Source organism: Wolbachia endosymbiont (group A) of Pherbina coryleti (assembly GCF_964026875.1).
Classification (GTDB): Bacteria; Pseudomonadota; Alphaproteobacteria; order Rickettsiales; family Anaplasmataceae; genus Wolbachia; species Wolbachia pipientis.
In genome coordinates, this window is record NZ_OZ034706.1 from 1,037,815 (window position 1) to 1,063,062 (window position 25,248).

The window sequence follows — 25,248 nt, forward strand, 5'->3', positions numbered from 1 at the left end:
AGTTTTTTCGGGTAAAATAAAATTTTGGAGGATTAGAAATGGCAAGAGAATATACGGCAGAATTCAAATTGGAAGCTGTTAAGCTGGCAAATGAACAAAGAAAGGTAGGTCAACCAGTTGCAAAAGTAGCAAGAGATCTAGGAATAAGGGATAGTGTATTAGGAAAATGGATGAAGAAATATAACGAAAAAAAGTCAGCGGCAAATGCATTTCCAGGTAGAGGTAACATGGCTCCTTACGACAAAGAGAGGTTTGATTTACAAAGCAAGAGTAACAAGGGAAAGAGACATTTAAAAAAAAGCCCTGGCCAGTCAAAAAGAGTAAAATATTTTTTTATATAGTAACTGCTATAAAGTACAGGAATTATGTAGGATTTTCTGCTAGTGGCTACTATAAGTGGACCACAAGAAAAATAAGCAGTAGAGAATCAGCAAATAAAGAGCTACTCGCAGCTATTCAAAAAATATATCAAGTTTCTAAATGTAGATATGGAGCTCCTAAAATTCATGCTGAATTGAAGGCTTTGGGTAAAAGTTGCAACTTAAAAACAGTGCAAAGTATTATGCAGAAAAATGGTATTCAGGCTATATTGAGAAGAAAATTTAAAATTAAGAAACAACAAACGGACAGTAGCTCCCAATATATTAGACCAAAACTTTATTGTCGATCAACCAAATAAAGTATGGGATTACTTATATAAAAACCAAAGAAGGATGGCTATATTTGGCAACAATAATCGATCTATATTCACGCATGGTAGTTAATGAGCAGTTCAATAAATAAACAATTGGTTATGGACTCTTTATTAATGGCCGTTAACAAGCGTAAACCTGCCAAAAATCTACTATTACATAGTGATCAAGGTTCACAATATACTTCGCAAGGTTATCAATATCTCTTATCCATAAAAAACATAGATGAGTCATAAAGGTTGTTGTTACGACAATTCTGTTGTGGAAAGCTTCTTTAGCTCATTGAAAAGAGAAATACTTATTGATACTTCACAACACTCTGCTCAACAAACTAGAACTGCAATATTTGAATACATAGAAATTTTTTATAACAAACAACGTCACTATTAACTATTGCATTCCTGAGCATTTTGATTCATCATTCTCTTTGTGAAAAACATTCTAAACTTTCTCTCCACTTTTTCTGGGTAAGGTCAGTTTCCATTTGGTTCAAACTCGGATACAATTTCTCCAGAGCTGGGTAATCTCATACCAGAACCATCTGCTGCAATAAGTCTATAGCCTCTCCAACTCAGGTTCATCCTGATAGGCTGTTTGGATGCTTAAATTCTTGAAAGCCTGTATGGCAAATCTTATACCTTGCTTTAGAAAAAGCTTGCTTTGAGGGTACATGTCAATGGCTCCATAAGTTTATAGCTCTTTTTACAATAATCCGAACAGACCGTAATATGCTACTGGCCTGCTATAGCCATAAACACATATCTTATCGCATTCGGACTATTATAAGAAAGGCTATACATTCTATTCCCAAACTTTTTTTAACTAACTTTAAAATCATAGAAAATACTGTCGAAAAAGCTTGTTCGTGTAAAACTCAACACAATGGATTTTCTGAAAAGTTTTCGAGTATATTGCATTTTTATAGCCTTTCTTATAATAGTCCGAATGCGATAAGATATGTGTTTATGGCTATAGCAGGCCAGTAGCATATTACGGTCTGTTCGGATTATTGTAAAAAGAGCTATAATTTGTAAGATAAGATCTTTTCCTTTTTGCATGCCTCACCTAAAAAAGACACATTTTAAACTTTTTTGTTGCAATAAAATAGAAACAAAAGTGCTGTCCCTTGCACTCTTTGGATAATTTAATGATAAAAAATTTGGAGAGAAATTTTATACACTATCGCTGATATTTTTCCTTAAGTTGACGCCATTGCCTGAACGGATACATGACAAATCTATCGTTTATCAAATCGTCGGTAAGCCTAAAGCTATAGCCATTAAGCACGATAAAGAAAATCATTCATAATCGCTATAGCAACTAGTGTAGACACTTGACGTTCCTTGTGATTTGATAAATAGAGGTTTTTATCTGACTTCACAACAAGGGCTTCTGGATGACTTTGAAAGTGAACATTACCATGCTTATCTTCAATAGCCTCTATTACCCCCTCACTGGAAAATGCTGCAACTTTATATCCAAGTGACTCCAATTTTCTTCTATTTTCTGGTGTATTACCTACTGCTCCTGAATGAGCATCTGGAAAATATGTTGAAAACCAGCCATTTTCATTAGGTATTAGGAATTTGGCTACTACTTCTGCTAAACGACTATTTGGAACGATCTTTATCTGCTGGAGAGGTACATCCTCTTTCTGTGGATTAGGTGCTGATTTTAAATGAGATCTTTGCTTCTCTTCATCACTCACAACACTCACTACTTCAATTCCCTTTGCATTCATTATGCCTTCACATATGCCAAGTAAATGAATTGCAGGGTTATCATCAACTATTTTTACAATTGCTTCAGTAACAAGCTGGCGATAAGGAGTGGGTGCTGAATGTAAATTATCCGGAATAAATATCCTATTTATTTTGTGCTCTTTAATGAATTGTGCAACTTCAACTTTTATTCGGTCTAATGTTAGCTTTTTTGCCAATGTTTTATCTTGTTTTGCGAGATTAAGTGACTCTGTCTGAATTTTTTTAAGGCTAATTATCTTATTATAATCAATCAGTACAGTCTTAACCACAAAGTTATTAAACATCTCATAGATATTTTGAGATAGCCCAAGTTCATGTGCTTCTTCCGTTTTCAACAAACCAACAACTACGTCATTATTTACTGTATTTTCTGCCGTCAAGACAGTTGACGCTGGTTCTTCTTTTCTGGTTACATGTTGAGATGCCGGTTTTTCACTAACGCCAGCATAAGTAATATTGCTTAATAATAGAACTATAATTAATAAGATATTAAATATTCTGCTATAATATCTATACATATAGTTTACCCTCTCAACACTTATATCAATATCATAACATATTATAGAACGTTTTACAACAAAAAGGTAAATTTGGTAAGAAAGAGAAGGTGGCCTGAGCAGGAATCGAACCAGCGACACAAGGATTTTCAGTCCTTTGCTCTACCAACTGAGCTATCAGGCCAACTGTATACTTTTATTTTTAGATAAAAAATGTTATTATGTCTATCAAAAGTTTTTAAAGTAGTTTATAAAAATAAAGGATGAACATTAATGACAAAATAGGAATCTACCCTGGCACATTTGACCCTATAACTTTTGGGCATATTGACATAATCAAAAGAGCGTGTAAACTAGTCGATAAATTAATAATAGGAGTTGCAGAAAACGTTAATAAGCATACTGCCTTTGACACAAAGCTACGCACAAGCATGGCTGAAAATGAAATCAAAGGACTAGGAATTGATGCAGATGTTATATCTTTTAATGGGTTGCTAGTGAAGTTTGCCAAAGAGCAGAATGCTTCTGTTATTATTAGAGGATTAAGAGCAGTGTCGGATTTTGATTACGAGTTTCAAATGAGTTGGGTAAATTATAAACTTCTTCCTGAAATCGAAACCATATTTCTTCCCGCTTCTGAAGATACTCAATTTATCTCATCAAGCTTTGTAAAGGAAATAGCAAGATTAGGAGAAGATGTTAGCAAATTTGTATCAAAAGGTGTTCAAAACGAATTGATTAACCTGAATAGGATAAAAAATGGAGAATAGTGCTTGTTGTTTTTTATTTCTGAATGGGTATATTCAATATATAAAATGTTATAAGCTAAAGGAGCAGCATGTCAAAAGTGAGGGTTAATAATAGAAAAGTTTGTTGTCATGGTGATGAGAATGATGAGGGTTCCGGCCATCCATTAATATATTTAGATATGGGAGAAGAAGAGGAAATAGCCTGCCCTTATTGTGAAAAGACGTTTGTCCATGACTGCACTGTAGAAGCGGTTGGGGAGCTGACTAGGGATGAGCTCTAATGGCACTTCTGCAGACTTAGCTTATGTAAATAGCAATAAGAGGGGCAGTAAAAATGAAACTGTCCATACGGTCGAGCACTCCCCCATGGCCAGGTATCATATTTCCACTATCTTTAACACCGTAAGCTCTTTTAACAAGCGACTCAGTGAAATCGCCAAGTTGCGCTAGAATAGCAATTGCAAGGCCAATGATTGGAGAATAAAAAATTGAAAATAGACCAAAAAATATTGATCCAAAAATTGTGCACACTACTCCAGCTAAAATCGCACCAAGAAGTCCTGTCCAAGTTTTTCCAGGGCTAAGAATTGGGCAAATTTTAGCTCCACCAAAATTCTTGCCAAATAGGTAGGCAGTAACGTCAATTCCCCAAATGGTTAAGACGAACCATACTAATGCGTATTTTCCCTGTGGTAGATTATATAAATATATTAATGAGGCGCTTGGTAGTGCAATCAATAATAATGCAAAAACGTATAAAATTTTATTTCCTTGGGTTAGATTATACCATTCAAAAGAAGATAAAACTGCTATTGAAAAAATCAATAGGTAAAACGATAAATCACTAAAATATGTAGCAAAGGAAAATATGAATAATATTACTATTGAGGACAACATTCTAATTATAAAATTATTATCTACCATATTTTTTCTCTCTTTTTATATAATCTTCTAATGCTTTACTCAAATCTTGACAAGAAAAATCAGGCCATAAAGTATCACAAAAATACAATTCAGCATAAGCTGCTTGCCATAATAAAAAGTTGCTTAACCTTTTTTCGCCGCCAGTGCGAATTAATAAATCCAATTTTGGCAAATCTTTAGTATACAGAAATTTTTCAAATTCCTCTTCTGATACATAAGCAATATTTTCTTTTATAATATTGCTTATAGCTTGTGTAATTTCTTGCTTTGCTCCGTAACTGACTGCCACAGTGAGTAATAAACCATCGTTCTTATGTGTCATTTCTTCTGCTTTTTTAATTTGATCCAATATTTTACTGGATAACAGACTTAAATTGCCAATAAAATTCAACTTAATGTTACAGTTGCAAATGAAATTGACTTTATCTTCATTAGTTAAAACGGAGTAAAATAAATCAAATAGACAGTCAGTTTCGTTTTTGGGTCTAAGCCAATTCTCCATAGAGAATGCATACAAAGTTAAGTAGGGTATGGTTAGGTCCGTACAATACTTGGCAATATCGTATGCAACTTCACTGCCCTTTTTATAACCATCAATTTTTACTCTTCCTTGATTGTTTGCCCATCTACCATTACCATCCATAATAATTGCTAAATGTTTCGGTAAAGATTCTTGATTCAACATTTAAATTTAACCTAATTTTGACTTGAGTGAAATTTTTTGGATTTCAATGGACACCTGGAAGGTGTCAGCTACTTGCATGACAGGAAGAGAGTTACTGTAGTGACACCAATAGTTGATACTTGAATGCAAAATTGGTGTCATCCCAGTGCTCCGACACTGGGATCCAGGAAATTTGATTTCAAACAAGTGCATCAGATAGTTGTATAGTAAAGACTGGATTCCAGTGTCAAGCACTGGAATGACATCATTTGCTATGTAAGCTTTCTCCATATCATTTAGTGATTCAGTATATCCTTTTCTTTGATGGACAATTCACCATCAATTTTTTTTATATTATTATCAGTAATATTTTGTATTTCCTTTTTAGCACCATGAAAATCATCTTCTGAGATTTCTTTATTTTCCTTCATTTTTTCTGTTTCTTCCATAATATCTCTACGTATATTTCTAATGGCAATCCGTGCATTTTCAGCAAACTGATGCAATAATTTCACTAATTTTTCACGGGTTTCTTGTGTCAAGTCCGGAAGAGCTATACGTATGGTGCTACCCTCGACAACAGGATTTAAATTCAGGTTAGCATTTAATATAGCGTTTTTCACTTCACCTACAACACTAATGTCCCAAACTTTAATTGATAGGGTTTTGTTATCTATAACCGAAACACCTGCAACCTGATTTAACTTTTGATGTCCACCATAGATATTTACAACTATACCATCAAGCAACGATGCGCTAGCTCTACCAGTGCGTACGCCTTTAATATCATCATGAAAGGACTGAATAGTTTTTAGCATTCTTTCTTTTGTTTTAGCTTTTATTTCATTTAACATAAATTACCTAATGTTTACAATCTGAAACTATAGTATAAGTACCTTGACCCTTAATAATATTGACTATTTTTTCTCCCTTCAAAGAAAAAACTATAATTGGAATAGAATTCTCACGAGCAAGTGAAATTGCTGATGCATCCATAACTTTTAAATCACGAGTCAATAAATCCGTGTAAGAAAGCCTATCATACATTACAGCATCCTCATTTTTTTTCGGATCAGCGGAGTATACACCATTTACTTGCGTACCCTTTAGAATAACATCACAATTCATTTCAACAGCACGTAAGGCTGCAGCTGTATCTGTAGTAAAAAATGGGTTGCCTGTGCCTGCTGCAAAAATTACCACTCTACCTTTTTCTAAATGACGAATAGCTTTCCTTCTGATGTAAGGTTCGCATACAGTGGCCATGGGTATTGCAGATAATACCCTAGAAGCTACTAAATTTTTTTCTAAAAAGTTTTGTAAAATTAAAGCATTGATTATAGTTGCAAGCATTCCAATATAATCACTGCTTGCTCTTTCACAACCACTTAAAGACGCAGATGTGCCACGAAAGATATTACCACCACCAACAACAATACATACCTGAACTCCAAGATTACAAACTTCAACTATGCCTTTAGATAACTCACCTATAGTCTCCATATCGTGACCAAATTGCTTTGATCCCATCAAAGCCTCACCAGAGATTTTAAATAACACCCTGGAATATTTTATTTCGCTTTTTTCATTTGTTGAAATAAACATTTTTTGCTATTTAATCTGCATCACCCAAAACAAGTAACTTGTAATTAGAGAGTTTAACAGCACTCAACTCGCTTGATTTTATAAAATCAGAAATCTTCATCTTATCATCCTTTATAAATTTTTGCTCCAGTAAAACAACTTCTTCATAGTACTTAGCCATTCGTCCATCTACTATTTTTTTTGCTACTTCTTCAGGTTTATTTAAGCTCCTCACTTGCTCTTCAATTATAGAACGTTCGTTGTTCAACTTCATTTGATCTAAATCATCTATAGACAAGGCTTCAGGCTTCATAGCAACTACATGCATAGCTATTTGTTTCCCAATCTCTTGTAGCTTCGCCTTATCACCAGATGATTGCAATGCAATTAAAGCACCAATCTTACCTAAGCCATGCGCATCACCATGTACGTAGCCAGCAATAACTCCATCCTTAGCTTCTAAGTAACAAAGCTTGCTTAACTCTAGCTTCTCACCAAGAACTGACGTACCATTCATAATAGCTTCCTGCACTGTGCCAATGCTTTCATACTTGGCATTTTTTAACTCATCAACGCTAGTACAGCGTTCTTGATGAGCAATTGATGCTAAATTTAAAACTAACTCTATAAATTTCTCATTCCTTGCGACAAAATCGGTTTCGCAATTGAGTTCAATCAATACACCACAATTTTCAGTCAAACACATAGCAACGAGCCCATCTGAAGCTACTCTATCAGATTTTTTGTCAGCTTTAGCAAGACCTATTGTACGTAACTTATCAACGGCTTTCTTAATGTCACCATTACATTCTTCTAATGCTTTTTTACAGTCACTTAAGCCAAGCCCTGTTCTATCACGTAATTCTCTTATATCATCTGGATTCATCTTCATTTGTTACTACCTCCCTTTCTTCTTCTTTGTAAACTTTACTACGTCTCCTTTTAGTTTGCACAATACCATCTTCTTTTTCTTGAATAAACTCATCACCCCTTATATCATCAACCTTAACTCCAGATTTTGCTAGACTAGACTCTATTCCAGCTAATATAGAGTCGGTAGCTAATTTACAATAGAGCTCTATTGATTTTCTTGAGTCATCATTTCCAGGTATTAGATAAGTAATACCATCTGGATCAGAATTAGTATCAAGTATTGCAACTATTGGAATTCCTAACTTCTTAGCCTCCTTAACCGCTATATGCTCTTTATTAGTATCAATGATGAATAAGATATCAGGAATTGCTCCCATTTCTCTAATACCGCCAAGCGCCTTATCAAGCTTTTGCTTTTTCTTTTCAATGTTTCCCAATTCTTTCTTTGTTAAAATGCTATCCTCGTCATTTAATATTTTCTCATATTGCATCAAGGTTTTTATCGAAGAAGAAACAGTGCCCCAATTAGTAAGCATACCACCAAGCCAACGATGATTCACATAATATTGACCACAACGAATCGCTTCACTTGCAATAATATCAAAAGCTTGAAACTTTGTACCAACAAATAGAATGCGACCACCTTGAAATGCAACGTCATATAAAGCCTTCATGGCCACCTGTAGCAATGGTAGTGTTTTTCGCAAATCAATTATATGTATACGATTTTCTTGATGCACTCCATATATGTATGGAGCCATTTTTGCGTTCCAGCGACTAATTTTGTGACCAAAATGTACACCAGATTCAGCTAAATCACGCACAGTGACTTTAGGCAAATTTGTCATATATCATTCCTCCAAATAGTTTATCTTCCATGGCATAACCCTAATGGGACTACTTGTACAAGCCATGTGTGAAATTAAATTATTTACATAGTAATAGAAAAGACAGCAAAGCGCAAACAAAAAATATTGACAAAGGGCAACATGTTTATTAGCTTTAAAGTTGAAGCCCGAAAACGCTAAAAAGAAATTAGGGGGGTGTAGCTCAGTTGGTTAGAGCGCATGCCTGTCACGCATGAGGTCGTGAGTTCAAGTCTCATCACTCCCGCCATATTAGTTTTAGCATAACTTAGAATTCGCAGTATTATTGCCGGTATTGAGAAACGCCTTCACCAAACTTGACATGGCATGGTATTGTAATTAATACTTAAATAGGTTTGTTTTTATCATTAACAATTAGGATTAAATATGCTCATTTCTGAAGTTTTTGCAGCAGATGCAACTAGCAATACATCAAGTATCGGCGCATCTTTTGCTAGTTTTACTCCATTGATTTTAATATTTGTGGTATTTTATTTTCTCATTATTCGCCCGCAACAAAAAAAACTAAAAGAACATAGAAAGATGATAGATCAAATAAAACGTGGTGATACAGTCATTACTTCTGGTGGAATAATAGGTGAAGTTAATAAAGTTGATGAGGCAAATGCACAATTTATAATAGAAATAGCACCAAAAGTTGAGATAAAAGTTCTAAAGTCCGCTATATCTGAGGTTTTAAGCAAAGAAACTCAAAAAGTAGCAGCTAAACCAATTAAAAAGGTAAAATCGAAAGAATGATAAAAAGAATATAAATCAACCAGTAATAAAGGCAAAAATGCTTAACATGTTTAGAAAAAAGTTTGTTTGGTGATCCATTTGTGTGCGGAATATTTGGTGTAGTAAGTAGCGGTGATTCAGTAATACCAACTTTACTAACTGGGTTGCAAAAATTGGAATATAGGGGATATGACTCTTCAGGTATAGCAATCATAAATAATGAAGGCGAGATAGAAGTCAAAAAATCAGAAGGTAAAGTCAAAAGGTTATGTGAAGTTGTTGATGACAGCAAGATGTCTCACAGTACAGTTGGTATAGCACATACTCGCTGGGCTACACATGGAGTCCCAGGCCTTAAAAATGCTCACCCCATTCGTACAAATAACGTTGTTGTTGCTCATAACGGCATAATTGAGAATTACAATCTGCTAAAAAAGGGCCTAGAAGAAAGGGGCATGTCATTCCATACTGACACTGACACAGAGATCATACCAAACATGCTAACCTTATATCTTGATGAAGGATTGTCGCCAGTTGATTCTCTATTTAAGTGTTTAAACAACCTACACGGCTCATTTGCCTTGGTCTTATTATTTGCAGAATATCCAGACGCCTTATTTGTTGCGAAGAGAAATTTGCCTTTAGCAATAGGCTATAACTGTAACACAGTGTTTGCTGCATCTGACTCTAATGCTTTAAGTGCATTTGTGGAAAGAATATCGCATTTGGAAGATGATGACATTGCAGTGATAAAATCTAGTGGAGTTAGTATATACAACAATGGTACACAAGTTAAACGCAGTATAGAAAATAGTAGTCCAAGTGATTTTCTAATTAGCAAAAATGGTTACCCTAGCTTCATGTTAAAAGAGATTTTTGAGCAACCTTGTGCATTAAACAAAACAATAAACCAATTTTACAAGCAATATAAAGAGGTCAACAAAAAATTATTCTCTGAACTGAATCACATTACTATAGTTGGATGCGGATCATCTTATTTTGCTGGGCTAATAGCGAAGTATTGGCTGGAAAGTGTCGCTCAAGTTCGAGTATATCTAGAAATCTCGTCAGAATTTAGGTATAGCAACGTCAAGCTAGAAGAAGGCAGCATTGGGTTATTCATCTCTCAATCTGGCGAAACTGCAGATACCATAGAAGCGCTGCGTTATGCGAAATCACAGAAGCAAACAATCATTAGTATAACTAATACATTTAGCAGCAGCATTGAAAAGATCTCAGATATTGTGTTACATACTCTTGCTGGGCCAGAAATTGGTGTTGCTTCAACAAAAACCTTTTCTGCGCAACTTGCAACTTTAGCATGCTTTGCCGTGGAGCTTGGAAAAATAAAAGGTATACTGGGTGGAGAGAGAATAAAACAGCTAAGCAACGCTATTAACTCTATTCCCGAGTATGTTGAGCACGTTTTGAATGTGATGAAAATACAACATATATCGGGCAGTATATTAGAACACAATAACGTTATTTTAATCGGCAGAGGAAGTTCATACGGAGTTGCAATGGAAGGCGCATTGAAAATAAAAGAGCTTTCATATATCAATACAACTGGTATTGCAGCGGGAGAAATGAAGCATGGTTCTATTGCTTTAATAGACTCTACTGTGCTTGTTATAGCAATTATCCCTTATGATGATTTATTCTTTAAAACGCTATCTAATATACAAGAGATTATTGCAAGAAAAGGCAAAGTAATTGCCTTCAGTGATAAACAAGGAGCGCCATTCCTAAGGGGAGTTTGCGCAGATGTGGTGCAACTTCCAGACACTGATAATTTTATCTCTCCAATCATCTACAGTGTTGCTATGCAATTCCTTGCTTACTTTACTGCAGCAAAAAAAGGGTTAGATGCAGATTGTCCAAGAAATTTAGCTAAGTCTGTCACGGTTGAGTAGTCCATTTAAAGTTAAAGCTAAACTTCTAATAAGGTAACCAGACTGCATTCTGTGATTTTTAGCAAAACACGATACACAATCGTCATTCCGCTACTAATTAGCGGAATCTATGCCGAGATACCGCGGCGGTATGACGGTTCGCGGTGGTATGACGGTTAAGTATAGCACTTCTCGCAATAGTCCGAATAGGATAAGATATGTGCTTATGGCTATGGTAGAGCAGTAGCATATTATGATCTGTTCGGATTATTGTAAAAAGAGCTATAATTCGTCATCCCGCTGCTTGTTAGCGGGATCTAGAGATACCGCGGCGGTATGACGGTTCGCGGCGGCATAGCTATCTTCAAAAATATGGTTGAATAATTGTTAATAATAGTGTATAATTATTAATATTTTTAAGCACTTTGGCTATGGCTTTATCTAAGTTTCTCGACCCTAAGCTGGATTTAACCTTTAAAAGAATCTTTGGCACTGAAAAAAATAAGAATATTCTCATACATTTTTTGAATGATATTTTAGGGTTTACCGAGATAAATACTATACAAGAAGTGGAATTCCTCAGTACTATAATGGATCCTGAAATTGCCTCTGATAAGCAAAGTATAGTTGATGTTCTTTGCAGGGACTCTAGTGGGGCTAGGTATGTGATTGAAATGCAGCTCACTCGCGATAAAGGCTTCGAAAAACGAGCTCAACTATATGCTGCTAAGGCTTACTCAAGGCAAGCTGATAAATCTGGTAAGTACATTGATTTAAAGAAGGTTTTCTTTATTGCTATCTCTAATTGTAATTTATTTCCTGATAAGCTTGATTATATATCCAGCCACACTATAAGAGATGAGAAAACCAATGAGCATGACTTAAAAGATTTTCAATTTGTATTTATTGAACTACCTAAATTTCCTAAGAATAAGGAAGAACAGCTAGAAAGCATAGTGGATCGTTGGTTATTTTTCTTCAAATATGCAGATGAAACTACGGAAGAAGACTTAAGGAAAATAGCAGAAAAAGCACCAATAATAAAGTTAGCCTACGATGAATTAGACAGGTTTAGCTGGAATGAAAAAGATTTAGTAGCTTATGAAGAAAGAATAATGGATCTACGGAAAGAAGAAGCCATTCTTGAATACAGACTTGACCTTGCTACTGAAAAAGGCATCCAAATTGGCGAAGAAAGAGGCATCAAAATCGGTAAAGAGGAAGGGAAAATTGAAGGAAAAATCGAAGGAAAAATCGAAGTCGCAAAAGCAATGCTGGCTAACAATGTTGATGTCAACACTATTGTCAAATTTACTGGCCTTTCTATTAGTGAGATTGAAGAATTAAGTGTGAACGGTTACTAATTAAGAACTTTAATTATCAATCATAAATCACTGAATTTCGCTAGTAAATTTGTTGCCATTGTCCATATTGCACAATTGTATATAAGATATAGTATAACAATAGTGTCCGTTCAGCTAATACCAATTCCCACTGCACAATAAACGGATAGATAACAATGGAAAAAAAGCCATACTATTGCCTTTCTTTCTCACTCCACAATTAAATAACTCTACAATATCGCTTATTTGATTCACTAATAATGAGAATTGGTATAACTTTGCTATTTTTCTCTCTAGATTCTTGCAAAGTTCTACAAGATTAACCACATTACCTCACGGTTTCTCTATGATTATTTTTTTAGATTACTTGTTTACCTTATTTGCCGTTCTCCTGAACGAATATACATAAGCTATAAAAACTATCTAATAGCTACCCAAAACCCTTATTTCCCACTCAAGTTCAACATTAAATTTATCCTTTACTGCATCTTTTACTTTGTTGCCAAGGTTTTCCAAGTCAGATGCAGTTGCATTATCGTAATTGAGCAAGAAGTTACAATGTTTCTGAGAGATTCTAGCTCCACCAATATTTAACCCTAGGCAGCCAGATTTATCAATTAACTCCCATGCTCGGTAGTTTTTTGGATTTTTGAATATGCACCCAGCAGTTTTTCCTCTTATTGGCTGGCTTTTATTTTTCCTCTCAATAACTTCCTTTAACCTTTGCAGTATAAGCTCATACTCTGAGTTTACTCCTTTAAACTCAGCTTCAACAAAAATCCAATTTCCTTTTAGGCTATGTCCACGGTAAAAATACCCCATTTCTTCGCTGGAGAACTCATATAGGTTTCCATCCTCTAGATTCACTGCTTTTATGGATTGTACAACACTTGCGATATCACTACCATATGCACCTGCATTCATTTCTATTCCGCCACCAACTGTTCCTGGAATTCCAACTAGAAACTCCAACCCACTAATCTGCTGATTTCCCGCAAAGTGAGCAAGGTTGCTGAGCAGCACAGCTCCCCCAGCTACAATAGAGTTGTTACCCTTACTTTTAATATATGCAAACTCCTTACCTAATTTTACTGTTATTCCTCGAATGCCACTATCTCGCACTATTATGTTGGATGTTGCACCAATAACGCTAACTGGCAGTTCAGTATTTTTAATCAAGTATGTTAAATCTTCAATATCACATGGTTTAAATAATACATCAGCTCGTCCACCAACATTTAACCACGTCGCTTTAGACATTAAGACATCATAACGATAGATTCCACGTACTTTAGGTAAGCTTATAAGCATTTTGATTTCAACTCTAATCCTGCATCCATACCCATTTTCTCCGCATCTTCTATAAATGAAGTGCGCTCAGTGAAGTATATATTTTTTCCACTTGCTAACATACAACGAAGGTGTAGCATATTTTCGCTCACATATTCAGCCAAAGCTGCAAGTGGTGTAAAACATGAACCATTCACTGTCTTCATAAAACTGCGCTCTGATTTCACTCCTATAAAAGACATATTATTATTAATTTTCTCTAAAAGATCGATAATTTTTACATCATTCCTTCTACATTGAATACAAACCGCCCCCTGCCCCACTGCACTTAACATAACTTTTGGTGGCAATACCTCTGTAATCAAGTGATGTTTTTCTAATCTTATGAGTCCTGCTTCAGCTAGAATTATTCCATCAAAACTTTGATTTTGCAATCTGGTTGTTACATTTCCACGTAGCGGTACTATATTTAAATCTGGTCTAACATTTAACAACTGAACTTTTCTTCTTATTGAAGAAGTGGCAATAGTAGCCTGCTGTGGCAAAGACTCAAGGCTATTGTGTTTATGAGAAATAAACGCATCGCATGAACTTAGCCTTTCTAAAACACAAGGAATTGTTAAACCCCCTGAGAAAAACGCAGGCATATCTTTTAGCGAATGAACTGCCATGTCTATATTATTTTCGAGCAATTCAGTCTCAATTTCTTTAATGAATAATCCTTTGCCTCCTATTTCAGCAAGATTTGCGTTTGCATACTTATCTCCAGAAGTTTTTATTTTAACAATTTCAATAGATAAGTTAGGAAAAGAATCCAGCAACTTTTGTTTTGCTTCCAAAGCCTGGGCAACTGCAAGCTTGCTTCCTCTGGTACCTATTTTGACTAGCATGTGTAGGATTGTTTGTCTGATGTCATTCAAGTAGCTGACTACTTGGATCCAGTTTATATAAACCTTTGCATTTATTGTACTTTAACTTAAAACCAAAAGCAACTTTGACTTTACAAAATAATAACCTTTTATATGCATAAATAAGCTTACTGGATTCTAGTACTTGCATGACAAGGTATAAACCTTATCGTCATACCACCGCGAACCGTCATACCGTCACGGTATCTCTAGATCCCGCTAACACGTAGCGGGATGACGAATTATTTAACCGTCATACCGCGATTCATTCGCGGTATCTCTAGATCCCGCTAACAAGCAGCGGGATGACGGTTGTCGTTTAGCTATAAATATTAAAAAATTTACCAAGCGAAAAAAAAGGCAAAAGAAGCCCCGTGGTGGTTGGCTATTTACTATGTACTAAAATATCGGCGTTTTTTTTATTCTAAAACGCTTGATTAAGAGCGATTTAGCTGCTTTTAACTTGCAACTAACCTACACCGCAAGTGTTTAAGAAATTTACTAAGCAGGAAAAAAGGCAAAGAAACCCCGTAGTAGCTAGCATTCAAATTCTCCCTTGTCAATTTGACGTTTTTTGCTGTCTTAAACGCTTTGTAAGCGCGTTTCGGCTTATATAGGTAAAAACCTAAAAATTTTTAAAGACATGCGATGCACGTAGTGCGAAAAATTAAACATGAGACGCCAAATACCCTAAGTTTTTTGTCATTAACCTGCACAGATTACGAAGATAAATAAATAGCTTCAGTACCATGATAGGGGGGCTGACAAAGCTTGTCAAGGAATTTTTATGGCCTAGCGTCACGTGCTGGAATGACATTTGGGAATATGTTATCCGTTTGTCACTTCTAAATGATAAGAGCCTCAATGAATTTATTAGTTTATTACATGTCTCTTTTCATGTATAAATCTATAGAAAGTTTTATACGGAAGTTGTTTTATGAGCAAAATTATAGAAATCAGAGCACCAAAAACTCTTGGTGGTGAATCAGTTACAGAAGGTATAGTAAAAATAAAGAAGGGTATTGGAGAAGCAGTAAAAGTAGATGACTTGATCTTTGAAATTGAAACTGACAAAACAGCACTCGAATTAACTGCAGAAGCTTCAGGGCAAATAACTGAATTTCTTATAAAAGAAGATGATGTAATAAGTCCTGATCAATTGTTAGCGAAGCTTTCCATGGGAGAAGTAAAAGAGGAAGCGAGAAAAGAAGATAAAAGCGAAAGTGCTGCTAAAAAAGATGCTCCATCAGCTCGTAAAATTATGGAAGAAAATGCAATCAGTGCAGAAAGCGTCAAAGGAACTGGCATGGGAGGCAGAATAACAAAAGCAGATGTAATAGGCCATATAAACAAAACAGAACAGCCTGCAATAAAACAATACGAATTGCCAAAAAGTGTAGTAAATGGAGAGCAAAGAGAGGAACGAGTAAAAATGAGCAAAATAAGGCAAGTAATTGCCGCTCGTTTGAAAGCATCGCAAAATACTGCTGCAATACTGACCACGTTCAATGAAATTGACATGAAGAATGTCATGGATCTAAGAGCAAAATATAAGGACGCCTTTGAAAAAAAATATGGAATAAAACTTGGTTTTATGTCGTTTTTTATAAAGGCAGCGGTGCAAGCATTGAAAGAAATTGCTGAAATTAACGCTGAAATCTCAGGCGATGAAATCATATATAAACATTACTATGACGTAGGTGTTGCTGTTGGCACCGATAAAGGTCTTGTTGTACCAGTTATTCGGGGTGCCGATCAGATGTCATTTGCAGAAATTGAGTTGACTTTAGTTGCTCTTGGCAAAAAAGCTCGTGAGGGTAAATTACAAGTATCAGAAATGGAAGGTGCAACATTTACCATCTCAAACGGTGGAGTATACGGTTCACTTCTTTCCACTCCGATAATAAACCCTCCGCAATCTGGAATACTTGGAATGCATTCAATACAAAACAGGCCAGTTGCTGTTGGTAATGCAGTAGAAATCAGACCTATGATGTACATTGCTCTCTCTTACGATCACAGAATAGTTGACGGCAAAGGAGCAGTAACTTTCCTCGTTAAAATAAAAAATTATATAGAAGATCCAAACAGGTTAGTTTTGGAAGTGTGATTATAAAATAAGTGATTATTAATCTAGTGTTGCTAAAAGCCTAAATATCATCTAGCTCTGCCAGCAGTTTAGCAACTTCCGGATGATCAGGGCCATAATGTTTCTTAAAGATGGATGAAGCCCGTGCAAACAACTCCTTTTGTTTCTTATGGTTACCTAGAGCACCATAGGCGTCGCTTAGGTTTATCAGTAGTGTAGCAACTTCCGGGTGATCAGGGCCATAATGTTTTTCAAGAATAGGCAAGGCCTGTTCAAACAGCTCCTTTTGTTTCTCGTGGTCACCTAAGTCCCCATGAGAGATGCCGAGGCTTATTAGTATAATAGCAATTTCTGGATGATCAGGGCCATAATGTTTCTTAAAAACAGGTAAAGCCCGTTTAAGCAACTCTTGATTTTTCTTATGTTTACCTAAAATGCCATAAGTAATGCCAAGGGTTACCAGTAGTTTAGCAACTTCCGGGTGATCAGGGCCATAGTGTTTTTCAAAAATAGGTAAAGCACGTTCAAGCAACTCTCTTGCTTTCTGAGAACTACCTAAAGCATTATGAGCAATACCAAGATTTACCAGCAGTATAGCAACTTCGAAATGGTCAGACCTGTAATGTTTCCTTTTGATTGCTAAAGCCCGTTCAAGTAACCTCTTTCTTTTCTTATGATAACCTAGACCCCCATAAATGACACCTAAGTTTGACAACAGTTTAGCAAATTCAAGATGGTCAGGACCGTAATGTTTCTCAAAAATAGGTAAAGCCCGTTCAGACAGCTCCTTTGCTTTCTGAAGATCACCCAAAGCATAACAAACAAGACCGAGGTTTGCCCGTAGTTTAGCAACTTCGAAATGATCAAGTCCATAATGTTTCTCTTGAATTGCTAAAGCTTGCTCAAACAACTTTTTTGCTCTCCGGGGATTATCTAAATTCTCATAAGCGTGGCCAAGGTTTGTCAGTATGACAGCAACTTTAGGATGATCAGAGCCATAATGTTTCTCAAAAATAGGTAAAGCCCATTCAAACAACTTTTTTGCTTTATGAGGATTACCCGAATCCTCATAAGCGTTACCAAGGTTTGTCAGTGCAACAGCAACTTTAGGACAATCAGAACCATAATATTTCTCAAGAATAGGTAAAGCCCATTCAAACAACTCTTTTGCGTTCCGAGGATTGTCTAAAGCATTATAAGCAATACCAAGACTTACCAGCAGTGTAGCAATTTCATAATCAGGGATAAAATGCCTCTGAAGAATAGGTAAAATCCATTCGATCAACTCCTTTTGTCTTTTAGGGTTACCTAAATCAGAGTATCCATCATTAATCCACATTAACAAATCTAAAAGATAATCCTTTTCTATTGTTTGCTTTTCTGAAGAATTTTTTTCTAGCAAATTATCCATGTGTGATAAAAATGCTTCTAAATGTGGTAATAATTGTCGTTTCTTAGCATAATCTTCTAGTTTATCACTGTGGTAAGGAAAACCCTTTTGTAATAGTTGAAAAACAGTCTTTATGTCTTCTTTAGTTTTTCCACTTTTCTCTGACTTTAGCCTTATAACTTCTTGAACCAAGCTGTGTATTAACATACTATGATCTTTTTTGGTAGTTAACATGGAGTAACTTATTAATATTCCAAACGCTTCATGGAAAGTTTCTAAGGAAGGATTATTTTCTTGATTATCAGCAAAGATTTCTAGTAAAGATTGAGGAATAGGACTACCATCTAAGTAAGCACAAGCAGTAAGCCAGTTAGCTGCCAATAAGGATTCTTTTTTTATTGCTTCTACTGTGATGTCCCATGTAACATACACTATTGCTGCAGTCTCTCTATTAGCGTCGGCTGGAAATGTTTCAAGCAATGTTTCATCAGATAATAAAGCTCGTTTTCTATCGTTATATAATTTCAAATAGTCTGAAATATTTATACCTGTTTTCTTTATATAAGCCCTTGCTTGGGCTAAAGCTAAAGGTATAGCCTTTCTTATAATAGTCCGAATGCGATAAGATATGTGTTTATGGCTATAGCAGGCCAGTAGCATATTACGGTCTGTTCGGATTATTGTAAAAAGAGCTATAAATGACCTAATGTCTTTGCTAATGCATCCACTTGAATTATATCTAGCTTTGTTCCTTCCACTTCTAGTATCTTACAAATGTAGCTCCTTGATTCTCCAGGTTCAAAAACATCAACAGAAATAGTGTTCTGTGGTTGTGGCCAGCCAAATGTATAACGAGAAGTTAATAATATCTTTCCTCCTTCTATAGGAAGTAAATCTGCTATACCTTTGTAGTTAGGAGCGTTATCGCATATCAGTAGCCACCCAGCACGTTCAGGGTGTTCTAGCCAATACTTAACATGCTTGGCGTGATCTTCTTCACGAACGTTTTCTCTGTAACCATGAATAACGTTTAGTCCACGTCCTAACTTGATGTACTCGTTAATTAAAGTATTTCTATCTCGTGTATCAAGCCAAATTATCCATCTATATTTTTGGAGCTTACTCCAAATAAATTCTAATGCTAATTGTGTTTTACCTATTCCACCTATTCCATGACAAGCAACTAGTGTTGCTGTATCATTAGCTTTCAGGCATTCTTCTATTTTATCTAGCAGCGCTTCTCTGCCGACAAAGTTATAATTTCGAAGAGGGACTTGCCAAAATTCAGGTAGATCTTCCTTAAGTTTGAGACTATAAAGATGTTCTATGGCTTCCTTAAAATAATTGTCTTTTCTTGTTAGATAAGAAACTTCGCTACCCTGTTGTTCCCACCATTTTTCTACCTTCCCGCGTGCAAAGTCAAAAACCATGTCAATGTTTTTCTTGCCTGATATTTTGTATATCTCCCTATTTCTTTCTTAATAATATCATCTAATTTTGAATGATTAGGTTGATTAACTACAAACCTTATTCTAAGTAAAAAATCTTCTATTTCATCTTCACTGCCGCAACTGAAGTATTTTTTCAGTTCAATATGATTTTTTATTTTGTAGCACGTTCCTCTGTGACCTTCATAAATACTTAAAATGTTATCATCTGTTAACTTTGACTCTTCCAGATACTCCTCTAATGTTTCTACTTTGCCTTGCTTTTCTGTACCTTTTTTTAAGTTCACATTAACATTAGCATGAATGACAAGTGTAATATCACTGTTCTTATACTCAGGGTTTTGCTTAATCTCAGGATGAGATTCAAAATATTTGTTTAACCCGAAATCCTCTTTCTGTCGCTTTCTATTGTTTCCATCAATAAACAAATCTTCAAAAGTAATATTCGCTGATGAACTAGGGTCGTTACGGTGTTTAGCTTGAACCAAGATAATTCTCGATTTGTTCTTCTGATCTTTATACTCAAAAAAATATCATCAAAGGCTCCAAAACCTTCTATGTTTGATGCTAACCAAAAGTCAATTTTACTACTTAACCCATAAAGTAGATACAGCATTAATAATTTTACTTCATACTTGCAACCATGATCACCTGTTGATGTGCCATCTCTCTTCTTAAATATACGATTACTAAGTATTTCAGACTGTTTATTTTCTACATTCATACCCTACTAAACCTACGAATAACTTCTTTCTATAAAAAATTAAAGTCACCAAGTGCCTAAGATAATGCAACAGATTCTTTAATATTTCAATAACAGTGCCTGCAAGAACAGGGTTGGAAGTGTTCCTTTGTTTATTACCTTAGTATATGAATAAGGATTCCCCGAATCTAATATGTAATTGCTGTAGGCTGCATTTAGTAATATAATCTCATATTAAATAAGACGTTACTTAAGTTTATGCTAGATTCTCCGCTAATTTTGACAGCCATTCTTATATTTTTCATTTTTACGTTGTCATTCTTTTTTATAAGAAAGATATTTGGTTCCACAAACAAGAAGATAATAAAATCCTTTAGGAAAATTGTTCAGCAAATAAATGCATTAGAAACAGAAATGCAGAGTTTATCTGATGAGGAGCTTGCTGGTAAAACTGAAGAATTCAAACAAGAATTGAAAAATGGGAAAACGTTAAATGATCTTCTCGTACCTGCATTTGCAGTTGTACGTGAAGCCTCTCGAAGGTTTCTTAACATGAGGCACTTTGATGTTCAACTGATTGGTGGAATGGTGCTCCACAATGGTATGATATCAGAAATGAAAACAGGAGAGGGAAAGACACTCGTTGCAACTTTAGCAGCATATCTAAATTCCTTAGAAGGGAAAGGCGTACACGTCGTAACTGTTAATGACTACCTTGCAAAACGAGACACAGAGTGGATGAGCAAATTATATAATTCTCTTGGGGTTTCTGTTGCGTTTATTACGAATAACTTGACAGACGAAGAGAGGAAAGAGGCTTACAGTGCAGATATCGTGTATTCCACAAATAACGAGCTTGCCTTTGATTACCTGCGAGACAATATGAAATTTTCTCAAGAAGACATGGTTCAGAGAGGCTTTCACTACGGAATAGTTGATGAAGTGGACTCAATACTCATTGATGAAGCTCGCACTCCGCTTATTATTTCTGGCCCGGTTGAGGAAAACAATCAGATATATAAGCATATCAATAAAATAGTAACCAAATTAGTTGACTCTGATTATGAAGTAGATGAAAAAGGTAGAACGGTATTCTTGACTGAAGATGGTATTTCACGAGTGGAGGAACTACTAAGATCATACAATCTCATTCCTGAAAATTCCTCGCTCTATGATACTGACAGCATGATAATGACTCATTATATGGACCAAGCATTACGTGCACATAAGCTGTTCACTGCTGATAAAGATTATATAGTGAAAGATGGAAAGGTAGTGATTATTGATGAATTTACTGGGCGTATGATGGAGGGCAGGAGATATTCCGATGGTCTTCATCAGGCACTTGAAGCGAAGGAGAATCTTGAAATTCAGCATGAAAACCAAACTTTAGCATCGGTCACATTTCAGAATTACTTTCGTATGTACAATAAACTTTCCGGAATGACTGGAACAGCAGCAACAGAGGCAGAAGAGTTTCGTGATATATACAGATTAAATGTAGTAAAAATTCCAACCAATGTATCTGTAAAAAGAGTTGATATTGATGATGAAATTTACGGTACAGAAAAGGAAAAATTTAATGCTGTATTGAAGTTTATAGAAGAATGCCACAAACGCCTTCAACCGGTCCTTGTTGGCACGGTGAGCATCGAAAACTCTGAGAAGCTTTCTGCGCTTTTGCAAAGCCATTCTCTTAAGCATTCAGTATTGAATGCTCGTTATCATGAACAAGAGGCGTACATAATAGCGCAAGCTGGGGTGCCAGGTAGTGTCACTATAGCAACTAACATGGCAGGACGTGGAACTGATATTCAGCTTGGTGGAAATGCTGAAATGATCGCAAAGGTGGAGCTAAAGAAGATAAAAAATGCTGATGAAAGAGAAAAAAAATATCAAGAAATAGTTGAAAGAGTAAAAAAAGATAAGGAAATTGCTATAAAAGCTGGTGGTTTATGTGTGGTTGGAACCGAAAGACATGAAAGCAGGAGAATAGATGATCAATTACGTGGCCGTTCTGGCCGTCAGGGTGATCCTGGACTTTCTAAGTTCTTTTTATCGCTCGAAGATGACCTAATGAGAATATTTGGTTCTGATAGAATGAGAAGCTTTTTACAAAAAGTAGGGTTAAAGAATAACGAAGCTATTCATCATCCATGGATCAATAAGGCACTTGAGAAAGCGCAAAAGAAAGTTGAAGCTAGAAACTATGACGTGCGGAAATCTCTACTTAAGTTTGATGACGTAATCAATAACCAACGTAAAGTTATTTTTAAGCAGAGAAACAATATCTTAGGCAACGAAATTAATGATTTACTTGAAGTATATAGCGAAGTAAATGAGAGCGTAATAGAAGGTATAGTCCAAAGTGGCTATTATGAGGATTATATTGAAGATATAGTCAAAGAATTCCATACAAGGTATGGAATAACGCTTGATAAAGAAGATTTAGCAAAGTTTTTAAACAAACAAGAAGCTTTGGATTATATAAATGATAAGATACAAGAATTTTTTACTGAGAAAGAAAAATATTTCAACAGTCAGCACACTACAGATTTGTGGAATACGATCGTGAAGCAAATGATGATAATGACACTTGATCATTTATGGAGGGAACACCTTTCAGTTCTAGAGAGCCTAAGACAAAGCATAAGCCTACGTGCCATGGGGCAGAAAGATCCACTGAATGAATTTAAACGCGAAGCTTTCTTGATGTTTGAGTCAATGCTTGAAAAATGGAAGGAACTCACCATTCACCGCCTAGCGCACTTTAAGTTGGCAGATAACCAAGAGATAGGCAATAGGTTACATTCTGCTAGAAATAGCAGACTTCCCAAAGTCTCAAGAAACGACAAGTGCCCTTGTAATTCTGGAAAGAAGTACAAACACTGCCACGGCGCGGTTACTGTGGTGAATTAATAATTATGGTTGTACAGTTTGTTTATTTCCATCAACATTACTGCAGCTAACCTCACTTAGCTTACTGTTTAATGAATGCTCTGATGACTTATATGCAACCCCATAGGAAATTCCACCAACGATCAGTGCAGATGCCACAGTAATTACAACTATTGCTAGTGCAGGTAATGCAGTAGCATAAATGAGTGCTAATGGAGCAACAATGGCAGCTAATATACCTACAGTAATTCCTGCTGTTATAGCTTTAGGTCTATGAATAAATGATGGATCTGCACCATAATTTAGCAGAAGTTTCGCTACTTTTGGATGTTGATAATTTAGTCTTGGATGTTCACCATGAGTGTAATAAACAGCATAATATAAAGGAGTTCTTCCGTCTTTATCTTGTGCATTAACGTCTGCTCCCTCTTCTAGCAAAACTTCTACTACTTGTGTGTATCCATTCTCAGCAGCATAATGTAAAGGACTTCTTCCATATCTGTCCACTACATTAACATCTGCCTCTTTTTTTATAAGATGTTTTACTACTTCTATATGACCACTATAAGCAGCATAATGCAAAGGAGTCCCTTTATCTTCATTTTGTGCATTAACGTCTGCTCCTTCTTCTAGCAAAACTTCTACTACTTGTGCATGCCCATGCTGAGCAGAATAATGTAAGGAGGTTTTTTCCCATTCATCTTGTACATTAACATTAGCTCCGTTTTTTGTTAAGTATCTTACTACTTTTTCATAGCCATTTTCAGCTGCTATAAGTAATAAATTGCACTTGAGCACTATAAACGTGTAATTTATATCAAATTCGTTTTTTTCCACTCATCATATATAAGTTGATTTTCCTGCTGCAGCTTATCTTTAATTCTATCAATTAAATTTTCCTTACTCAGATCTGGACTACTGTTGACTTCTTGTAGTATTAACCTTAATGTCATTTCCTTCTCCAAGATATAAAATTTTATTATGGCATATGGAGTGGATTATGTCAATGAAAAACTAAGAAACTGGTTCTTCTTTTTTTCTATAGCTTTAGGTTTACCTACAATTTGAAAAACAACAAATTCGTCATTCCGCTACTCGTTAGCGCCTCGGCGGTATGATGTAGGGAAACCTTTCTTGGGTTAGCTATAAAGTTAAAATTCGACCAGGGCAGCCGCAATAAGGTAGCAAACGCCATCATGTCTTTAGGAGAGTTTGCTAATGAAGGCTCTTAAGTTGACGCCATTGCCTGAACGGATACGCCAATTTTTATGTTCATTTGTAACCGTTTATTATTTTACACCCCAGTCTTTTTCAAATATTGCTAGTCCTTGGTCAGTAAGTGGGTGATTAATTAATTGTCTAAGTACTTTTGCTGGCACAGTAATTGAATCAGCACCAAGCCTTGCAGTTTCTATTACATGCGCTGGGCTTCTCACTGATGCAACAAGAACTTTAGTATCAAAACCGTAATTAGAATATATAGTACATATATCTTCTATTAGCGATAAGCCATCATAGCTTATATCATCAAGGCGACCAACAAAGGGGGAAATAAAACAAGCACCGAACTTAGCGGCAAGCAGTGCTTGTCCAGGAGAAAAACATAATGTGATGTTAACAGGTATTTTATGCTCTGTCCATAACTTTTTACAAGAAATTAATCCTTCATGTGTAAGAGGTAATTTGATCACAACATTATCAGCAATTTTTGCTAAATTCAGACCTTCTGTGATCATCTCTTCATGGCTATCTGCAACAACTTCAACACTAACAGGCCCTTTTATAATAGAGCATATTTCACGCACTAAATCCTCGTATTTATCTTTACGCCCGGACTTTGCTATTAAAGAAGGATTAGTTGTTATGCCGTCAATGAACTCCTTTAGTCCTTTAATTTCATTTAAATCAACGCTATCAAGAAAAATTTCCATATTAAT

30 protein-coding genes, 2 tRNA genes and 1 pseudogene are annotated in these 25,248 nt (G+C 35.6%); 13 read left to right on the top strand and 20 right to left on the bottom strand.

Features of this window, described 5'->3' with window-relative positions:
• The first annotated feature begins 38 nt into the window (after window positions 1-38).
• From AAGD87_RS05085 to AAGD87_RS07860, 4 genes are all read left to right on the top strand, one after another.
• A complete protein-coding gene (locus AAGD87_RS05085; protein ID WP_155968484.1) occupies window positions 39-341 on the top strand; it encodes a transposase in 303 nt (100 codons plus the stop codon).
• Between the two features lie 122 nt (window positions 342-463).
• Window positions 464-679: an IS3 family transposase gene (locus AAGD87_RS07850; RefSeq protein ID WP_353286574.1), complete on the top strand. Its 216-nt coding sequence runs from the start codon at window positions 464-466 to the stop codon at window positions 677-679.
• A gap of 129 nt (window positions 680-808) precedes the next feature.
• Window positions 809-928: a hypothetical protein gene (locus tag AAGD87_RS07855; RefSeq protein WP_394356550.1), complete on the top strand. Its 120-nt coding sequence runs from the start codon at window positions 809-811 to the stop codon at window positions 926-928.
• Entirely contained in the window at window positions 918-1,082 is a 165-nt protein-coding gene (locus AAGD87_RS07860; protein WP_080717614.1) for an IS3 family transposase, read from the top strand. The genes AAGD87_RS07855 and AAGD87_RS07860 overlap by 11 nt, the downstream gene beginning before the upstream one ends.
• A gap of 89 nt (window positions 1,083-1,171) precedes the next feature.
• On the opposite strand, the pseudogene AAGD87_RS05090 reads toward AAGD87_RS07860, so the two are convergent.
• Window positions 1,172-1,384, bottom strand: a pseudogene (locus tag AAGD87_RS05090) (IS4 family transposase); the annotation flags it as partial.
• Between the two features lie 36 nt (window positions 1,385-1,420).
• On the opposite strand from AAGD87_RS05090, the gene AAGD87_RS05095 reads away from it, so the two are divergent.
• Window positions 1,421-1,678, top strand: coding sequence for a hypothetical protein (locus tag AAGD87_RS05095; RefSeq protein WP_341817456.1), 258 nt, complete (start codon window positions 1,421-1,423; stop codon window positions 1,676-1,678).
• Between the two features lie 293 nt (window positions 1,679-1,971).
• Here AAGD87_RS05095 and AAGD87_RS05100 read toward each other — a convergent pair whose 3' ends face one another.
• Together AAGD87_RS05100 and AAGD87_RS05105 are read right to left on the bottom strand one after the other, a co-directional pair.
• The gene (locus AAGD87_RS05100) at window positions 1,972-2,835 is read right to left on the bottom strand and encodes a gamma-glutamyl-gamma-aminobutyrate hydrolase family protein (protein WP_375138385.1); all 864 of its coding nucleotides are present in this window, start codon (window positions 2,833-2,835) and stop codon (window positions 1,972-1,974) included.
• Between the two features lie 228 nt (window positions 2,836-3,063).
• Window positions 3,064-3,136, bottom strand: a tRNA-Phe gene (locus AAGD87_RS05105).
• A 79-nt stretch (window positions 3,137-3,215) separates the two neighbouring features.
• Here AAGD87_RS05105 and coaD point away from each other — a divergent pair.
• Together coaD and AAGD87_RS05115 are read left to right on the top strand one after the other, a co-directional pair.
• The gene (gene coaD / locus AAGD87_RS05110; protein WP_015589048.1) at window positions 3,216-3,722 is read left to right on the top strand and encodes a pantetheine-phosphate adenylyltransferase; all 507 of its coding nucleotides are present in this window, start codon (window positions 3,216-3,218) and stop codon (window positions 3,720-3,722) included.
• Between the two features lie 68 nt (window positions 3,723-3,790).
• Window positions 3,791-3,982, top strand: a complete 192-nt coding sequence (locus AAGD87_RS05115) for a zinc-finger domain-containing protein (RefSeq protein WP_006279326.1) — start codon at window positions 3,791-3,793, stop codon at window positions 3,980-3,982.
• 16 nt (window positions 3,983-3,998) lie between these two features.
• Here the strand turns inward: AAGD87_RS05115 and AAGD87_RS05120 are convergent, their stop codons facing one another.
• The 7 genes from AAGD87_RS05120 to rpsB are packed head-to-tail and all read right to left on the bottom strand — an operon-like array spanning window position 3,999 to window position 8,594.
• Complete coding sequence (locus tag AAGD87_RS05120) at window positions 3,999-4,625, bottom strand: phosphatidate cytidylyltransferase (protein ID WP_015589049.1); 627 nt, start codon at window positions 4,623-4,625, stop codon at window positions 3,999-4,001.
• A complete protein-coding gene (gene uppS / locus AAGD87_RS05125; RefSeq protein WP_182309382.1) occupies window positions 4,615-5,310 on the bottom strand; it encodes a polyprenyl diphosphate synthase in 696 nt (231 codons plus the stop codon). The genes AAGD87_RS05120 and uppS overlap by 11 nt, the downstream gene beginning before the upstream one ends.
• A gap of 6 nt (window positions 5,311-5,316) precedes the next feature.
• Complete coding sequence (locus AAGD87_RS07865; RefSeq protein ID WP_039964055.1) at window positions 5,317-5,580, bottom strand: hypothetical protein; 264 nt, start codon at window positions 5,578-5,580, stop codon at window positions 5,317-5,319.
• Window positions 5,581-5,585: 5 nt separating this feature from the next.
• A complete protein-coding gene (frr, locus tag AAGD87_RS05135) occupies window positions 5,586-6,143 on the bottom strand; it encodes a ribosome recycling factor (RefSeq protein WP_155968563.1) in 558 nt (185 codons plus the stop codon).
• Window positions 6,144-6,150: 7 nt separating this feature from the next.
• On the bottom strand, window positions 6,151-6,888 hold the full coding sequence (gene pyrH / locus AAGD87_RS05140; RefSeq protein WP_405196809.1) for a UMP kinase: 738 nt from the start codon (window positions 6,886-6,888) through the stop codon (window positions 6,151-6,153).
• Between the two features lie 16 nt (window positions 6,889-6,904).
• Entirely contained in the window at window positions 6,905-7,765 is an 861-nt protein-coding gene (gene tsf, locus AAGD87_RS05145) for a translation elongation factor Ts (protein ID WP_264339432.1), read from the bottom strand.
• Entirely contained in the window at window positions 7,746-8,594 is an 849-nt protein-coding gene (gene rpsB / locus AAGD87_RS05150) for a 30S ribosomal protein S2 (protein ID WP_264339433.1), read from the bottom strand. The genes tsf and rpsB overlap by 20 nt, the downstream gene beginning before the upstream one ends.
• Before the next feature lie 191 nt (window positions 8,595-8,785).
• On the opposite strand from rpsB, the gene AAGD87_RS05155 reads away from it, so the two are divergent.
• The 3 genes from AAGD87_RS05155 to glmS all read left to right on the top strand — a co-directional run bounded on the left by AAGD87_RS05155 (window position 8,786) and on the right by glmS (window position 11,263).
• Window positions 8,786-8,862, top strand: a tRNA-Asp gene (locus AAGD87_RS05155).
• A gap of 137 nt (window positions 8,863-8,999) precedes the next feature.
• Complete coding sequence (gene yajC / locus AAGD87_RS05160) at window positions 9,000-9,371, top strand: preprotein translocase subunit YajC (RefSeq protein WP_015589055.1); 372 nt, start codon at window positions 9,000-9,002, stop codon at window positions 9,369-9,371.
• Between the two features lie 80 nt (window positions 9,372-9,451).
• Entirely contained in the window at window positions 9,452-11,263 is a 1,812-nt protein-coding gene (glmS, locus tag AAGD87_RS05165) for a glutamine--fructose-6-phosphate transaminase (isomerizing) (RefSeq protein ID WP_182309421.1), read from the top strand.
• Between the two features lie 97 nt (window positions 11,264-11,360).
• Here the strand turns inward: glmS and AAGD87_RS05170 are convergent, their stop codons facing one another.
• Window positions 11,361-11,492, bottom strand: coding sequence for a hypothetical protein (locus tag AAGD87_RS05170; RefSeq protein WP_341817457.1), 132 nt, complete (start codon window positions 11,490-11,492; stop codon window positions 11,361-11,363).
• A 181-nt stretch (window positions 11,493-11,673) separates the two neighbouring features.
• Here AAGD87_RS05170 and AAGD87_RS05175 point away from each other — a divergent pair, with 181 nt between their 5' ends.
• Entirely contained in the window at window positions 11,674-12,606 is a 933-nt protein-coding gene (locus AAGD87_RS05175; protein ID WP_141457147.1) for an Rpn family recombination-promoting nuclease/putative transposase, read from the top strand.
• Window positions 12,607-12,720: 114 nt separating this feature from the next.
• Here the strand turns inward: AAGD87_RS05175 and AAGD87_RS05180 are convergent, their stop codons facing one another.
• The 3 genes from AAGD87_RS05180 to hemC all read right to left on the bottom strand — a co-directional run bounded on the left by AAGD87_RS05180 (window position 12,721) and on the right by hemC (window position 14,765).
• Window positions 12,721-12,912 (bottom strand): hypothetical protein, encoded by a 192-nt coding sequence (locus AAGD87_RS05180; RefSeq protein ID WP_070356842.1) that lies wholly within the window; start codon window positions 12,910-12,912, stop codon window positions 12,721-12,723.
• A gap of 96 nt (window positions 12,913-13,008) precedes the next feature.
• Entirely contained in the window at window positions 13,009-13,896 is an 888-nt protein-coding gene (murB, locus tag AAGD87_RS05185) for a UDP-N-acetylmuramate dehydrogenase (protein WP_174516061.1), read from the bottom strand.
• Window positions 13,887-14,765, bottom strand: coding sequence for a hydroxymethylbilane synthase (gene hemC, locus AAGD87_RS05190; protein ID WP_010962666.1), 879 nt, complete (start codon window positions 14,763-14,765; stop codon window positions 13,887-13,889). Before hemC ends, murB begins: the two co-directional genes overlap by 10 nt.
• A 955-nt stretch (window positions 14,766-15,720) precedes the next feature.
• On the opposite strand from hemC, the gene odhB reads away from it, so the two are divergent.
• On the top strand, window positions 15,721-16,893 hold the full coding sequence (gene odhB / locus AAGD87_RS05195) for a 2-oxoglutarate dehydrogenase complex dihydrolipoyllysine-residue succinyltransferase (RefSeq protein WP_264339436.1): 1,173 nt from the start codon (window positions 15,721-15,723) through the stop codon (window positions 16,891-16,893).
• Between the two features lie 40 nt (window positions 16,894-16,933).
• On the opposite strand, the gene AAGD87_RS05200 is transcribed toward odhB, so the two are convergent.
• From AAGD87_RS05200 to AAGD87_RS05210, 3 genes are read right to left on the bottom strand one after another with little or no spacing between them, the layout of a single operon-like run.
• Complete coding sequence (locus AAGD87_RS05200; RefSeq protein ID WP_341817458.1) at window positions 16,934-18,922, bottom strand: tetratricopeptide repeat protein; 1,989 nt, start codon at window positions 18,920-18,922, stop codon at window positions 16,934-16,936.
• Between the two features lie 32 nt (window positions 18,923-18,954).
• Window positions 18,955-19,692: a hypothetical protein gene (locus AAGD87_RS05205; RefSeq protein ID WP_341817459.1), complete on the bottom strand. Its 738-nt coding sequence runs from the start codon at window positions 19,690-19,692 to the stop codon at window positions 18,955-18,957.
• On the bottom strand, window positions 19,662-20,198 hold the full coding sequence (locus AAGD87_RS05210) for a hypothetical protein (RefSeq protein WP_341817460.1): 537 nt from the start codon (window positions 20,196-20,198) through the stop codon (window positions 19,662-19,664). The genes AAGD87_RS05205 and AAGD87_RS05210 overlap by 31 nt, the downstream gene beginning before the upstream one ends.
• A 473-nt stretch (window positions 20,199-20,671) precedes the next feature.
• On the opposite strand from AAGD87_RS05210, the gene secA reads away from it, so the two are divergent.
• Window positions 20,672-23,332 carry a preprotein translocase subunit SecA gene (secA, locus tag AAGD87_RS05215; protein ID WP_155968456.1) on the top strand — a complete coding sequence of 887 codons (2,661 nt, stop codon included), beginning with the start codon at window positions 20,672-20,674 and terminating at the stop codon, window positions 23,330-23,332.
• Between the two features lie 3 nt (window positions 23,333-23,335).
• On the opposite strand, the gene AAGD87_RS05220 is transcribed toward secA, so the two are convergent.
• From AAGD87_RS05220 to fsa, 3 genes are all read right to left on the bottom strand, one after another.
• Window positions 23,336-24,148: an ankyrin repeat domain-containing protein gene (locus AAGD87_RS05220; protein ID WP_265038756.1), complete on the bottom strand. Its 813-nt coding sequence runs from the start codon at window positions 24,146-24,148 to the stop codon at window positions 23,336-23,338.
• Window positions 24,124-24,264, bottom strand: coding sequence for a hypothetical protein (locus AAGD87_RS05225; RefSeq protein WP_242049534.1), 141 nt, complete (start codon window positions 24,262-24,264; stop codon window positions 24,124-24,126). The genes AAGD87_RS05220 and AAGD87_RS05225 overlap by 25 nt, the downstream gene beginning before the upstream one ends.
• 336 nt (window positions 24,265-24,600) lie before the next feature.
• Window positions 24,601-25,242, bottom strand: coding sequence for a fructose-6-phosphate aldolase (fsa, locus tag AAGD87_RS05230; RefSeq protein ID WP_341817461.1), 642 nt, complete (start codon window positions 25,240-25,242; stop codon window positions 24,601-24,603).
• Between the last annotated feature and the right edge of the window lie 6 nt (window positions 25,243-25,248).

Bases quoted from the DNA above. Each gene is read 5' to 3' on its own strand.
- hemC (WP_010962666.1), bottom strand. From the start codon at position 14,765: ATGCTAGTCAAAATAGGTACCAGAGGAAGCAAGCTTGCAGTTGCCCAG.
- AAGD87_RS05200 (WP_341817458.1), bottom strand. From the start codon at position 18,922: ATGCTACTGGCCTGCTATAGCCATAAACACATATCTTATCGCATTCGG.
- AAGD87_RS07855 (WP_394356550.1), top strand. From the start codon at position 809: ATGGCCGTTAACAAGCGTAAACCTGCCAAAAATCTACTATTACATAGT.
- odhB (WP_264339436.1), top strand. From the start codon at position 15,721: ATGAGCAAAATTATAGAAATCAGAGCACCAAAAACTCTTGGTGGTGAA.
- AAGD87_RS05170 (WP_341817457.1), bottom strand. From the start codon at position 11,492: ATGCTACTGCTCTACCATAGCCATAAGCACATATCTTATCCTATTCGG.
- AAGD87_RS07865 (WP_039964055.1), bottom strand. From the start codon at position 5,580: ATGGAGAAAGCTTACATAGCAAATGATGTCATTCCAGTGCTTGACACT.
- secA (WP_155968456.1), top strand. From the start codon at position 20,672: ATGCTAGATTCTCCGCTAATTTTGACAGCCATTCTTATATTTTTCATT.
- AAGD87_RS05225 (WP_242049534.1), bottom strand. From the start codon at position 24,264: ATGACATTAAGGTTAATACTACAAGAAGTCAACAGTAGTCCAGATCTG.
- tsf (WP_264339432.1), bottom strand. From the start codon at position 7,765: ATGAAGATGAATCCAGATGATATAAGAGAATTACGTGATAGAACAGGG.
- AAGD87_RS05120 (WP_015589049.1), bottom strand. From the start codon at position 4,625: ATGGTAGATAATAATTTTATAATTAGAATGTTGTCCTCAATAGTAATA.
- AAGD87_RS05085 (WP_155968484.1), top strand. From the start codon at position 39: ATGGCAAGAGAATATACGGCAGAATTCAAATTGGAAGCTGTTAAGCTG.
- AAGD87_RS05115 (WP_006279326.1), top strand. From the start codon at position 3,791: ATGTCAAAAGTGAGGGTTAATAATAGAAAAGTTTGTTGTCATGGTGAT.
- murB (WP_174516061.1), bottom strand. From the start codon at position 13,896: ATGCTTATAAGCTTACCTAAAGTACGTGGAATCTATCGTTATGATGTC.
- AAGD87_RS07860 (WP_080717614.1), top strand. From the start codon at position 918: ATGAGTCATAAAGGTTGTTGTTACGACAATTCTGTTGTGGAAAGCTTC.
- AAGD87_RS05175 (WP_141457147.1), top strand. From the start codon at position 11,674: ATGGCTTTATCTAAGTTTCTCGACCCTAAGCTGGATTTAACCTTTAAA.
- frr (WP_155968563.1), bottom strand. From the start codon at position 6,143: ATGTTAAATGAAATAAAAGCTAAAACAAAAGAAAGAATGCTAAAAACT.
- coaD (WP_015589048.1), top strand. From the start codon at position 3,216: ATGAACATTAATGACAAAATAGGAATCTACCCTGGCACATTTGACCCT.
- AAGD87_RS05205 (WP_341817459.1), bottom strand. From the start codon at position 19,692: ATGGTTTTTGACTTTGCACGCGGGAAGGTAGAAAAATGGTGGGAACAA.
- fsa (WP_341817461.1), bottom strand. From the start codon at position 25,242: ATGGAAATTTTTCTTGATAGCGTTGATTTAAATGAAATTAAAGGACTA.
- yajC (WP_015589055.1), top strand. From the start codon at position 9,000: ATGCTCATTTCTGAAGTTTTTGCAGCAGATGCAACTAGCAATACATCA.
- rpsB (WP_264339433.1), bottom strand. From the start codon at position 8,594: ATGACAAATTTGCCTAAAGTCACTGTGCGTGATTTAGCTGAATCTGGT.
- AAGD87_RS05095 (WP_341817456.1), top strand. From the start codon at position 1,421: ATGCTACTGGCCTGCTATAGCCATAAACACATATCTTATCGCATTCGG.
- uppS (WP_182309382.1), bottom strand. From the start codon at position 5,310: ATGTTGAATCAAGAATCTTTACCGAAACATTTAGCAATTATTATGGAT.